The 1,848-nt window shown below is 69.2% G+C and carries 3 protein-coding genes; all 3 read left to right on the top strand.

Translation table 11 applies throughout. The features are described from left to right. Positions 1-774: hypothetical protein (locus tag ABD191_RS28580; protein WP_344088973.1), on the top strand; the 774-nt coding region annotated here is incomplete at its 5' end. A 2-nt stretch (positions 775-776) separates the two neighbouring features. Further along, positions 777-1,520: an ATP-binding protein gene (locus tag ABD191_RS28575; protein WP_030901133.1), complete on the top strand. Its 744-nt coding sequence runs from the start codon at positions 777-779 to the stop codon at positions 1,518-1,520. After that, the gene (locus ABD191_RS28570) at positions 1,517-1,792 is read left to right on the top strand and encodes a hypothetical protein (protein ID WP_030901131.1); all 276 of its coding nucleotides are present in this window, start codon (positions 1,517-1,519) and stop codon (positions 1,790-1,792) included. Before ABD191_RS28575 ends, ABD191_RS28570 begins: the two co-directional genes overlap by 4 nt. The last annotated feature ends 56 nt before the right edge of the window (positions 1,793-1,848 follow it).

Raw genomic sequence — 1,848 nt, 5'->3', positions numbered from 1 at the left:
GGCATCGAAGACGACCCGGAGATCGCGCACCGCATGCGCCTCCCCGGACGCTCCAGCCGGTACGACGTCATGAGCGCACTCCGCAAGAAGAAGGCCCTCGAGACCGTCTCAGCCGGCCGACGAGGGCACCGCGCGGTCTACAAGGTCGCGGAGATGGGCCCCACTTTGGGTCCGGAAACCCAGGACCCTAACGGCGAGACAGGGTCCGGGAACTCCGGACACAGGGTCCCGGATCCACGGACCCAAACCGAAGGAAAGGGTCCGGAGAACCCGGACCCTAACCCTGAGAAAGGGTCCGGGAACCACGTAGTTAGGGTCCGGGAACCACGTGAACAGGGTCCGGAAACCCAGGACCCCTTCCCCTCAGACCCCTCAACCCCCTCAACAGATAAAGACTCTTCTCCCGCCGCCGTCAGCCGTCCCGCTCCCCGGGCAGGCGCCAAGACCGGCCAGCAGAAGGACCACCACCTCGCCGCCTTCGGCGCCTTCTGGCACAACTACCCGCTCAAGCGAGCCCGCGAGGAAGCCAAGAAGGCCTGGATCGCCGCCATCGAACGCGGAGCCGATCCCCAGCGGATGGTCGACGGCGCCCAGGCCTACGCCCGCGAGCGGCGCGACCAAGACCCCCAGTACACGAAGCACCCGGCGACCTGGCTGAACAAAGGCTGCTACGACGACGAGCCCGCTGGCCAGCCCAACCTTCGGGTCGTCGACGGCCAGAAGTACCAGCCGTTCCGCCTCGACCCGAACGCCAACTACGCGAACGGATTCTGACCATGCCCGAACCCAGCCGCGCTTTCGGCGGCGACCTCACAGCCCGCCTCCAGCGAGTGCTCGAAGCCCGCGGCCTCGACCACATTGAACCCGGGCCGATCGACGACACCCCCGACGAGGACGAGCCCGGCCACCCGGAGTACCACCGTCGCCGCCGTGCCGCCTGGTCCCTTGCTCGCTGGGAGACCGCCACCCCCTACCGCTACCAGGGCGCCACCTGCACCCACCCCGAGCTCCAGGCCTGGGCCGACCGCGTCGTCGCCAACCCCCGCAGCGCCGGGTTCGTCCTGCTGACCGGATCGTTCGGCACGGGCAAGACCCACCAGTCCTACGGGGCCCTGCGCCGGATCGCCGAGGCCGGCCCCGACCGGTACGAGGTCATCGCGATCACCGCCCCCGACATGTACGCCCTGATGCGGCCCGGCGGCAGTGAGCGAGGCACCGAGTACGAGGTGAAGCGGCTCAAGAAGATCCCGCTGCTGCTGATCGACGACCTCGGCACCGAGAAGATCAGCGAGTTCACCGAGGAAGCCACGTACCGGCTGCTGAACGAGCGGTACAACGAGTCCCTGCCGACGCTGATCACCAGCAACTTGCCCGCTCTCTCCGCGGTCGACGACAGGGGCGTCAAGCAGGGCCCCGACCTCACCGACAAGCTCGGCGAACGGATCGCCGACAGGCTGCGGGAGATCACCCACATCGTGCCGATGGAGGGCCCGAGCCGGCGTCGGCGAGGCGCGGCATGAAGGCCGACGACCCGCGCATGGCCGCCGTCGAATGCGACCTGGCCCGGATCAGCTACGAGCACGGCCAGAACGGCATCGCCATCGCCGAGCAGTGGATCACCGCACACGTCAGCGCGGTCCTCGCCGTCCAGAAGGGTCGAGCCGCAGACCCCAGGGCCTTCCCCCAGTTCGGCGACGGGACTCCCGAGGAGACCGCCCGCCGGATCGTCGCCCGCCTCTTGGACGCTGGCTGGCGTCCGCCGGACACCGAATGCCTCGAGGTCAGCCCATGACCCCACGCGACCGCGACGGCACCCAAACCAGCACCACCTGCCACTGCCCCGGATGC

Source organism: Luedemannella helvata (genome assembly GCF_039528415.1).
In the GTDB taxonomy this organism is placed as follows: domain Bacteria; phylum Actinomycetota; class Actinomycetes; order Mycobacteriales; family Micromonosporaceae; genus Luedemannella; species Luedemannella helvata.
This window is presented reverse-complemented; position numbering and strand designations above follow the sequence as displayed.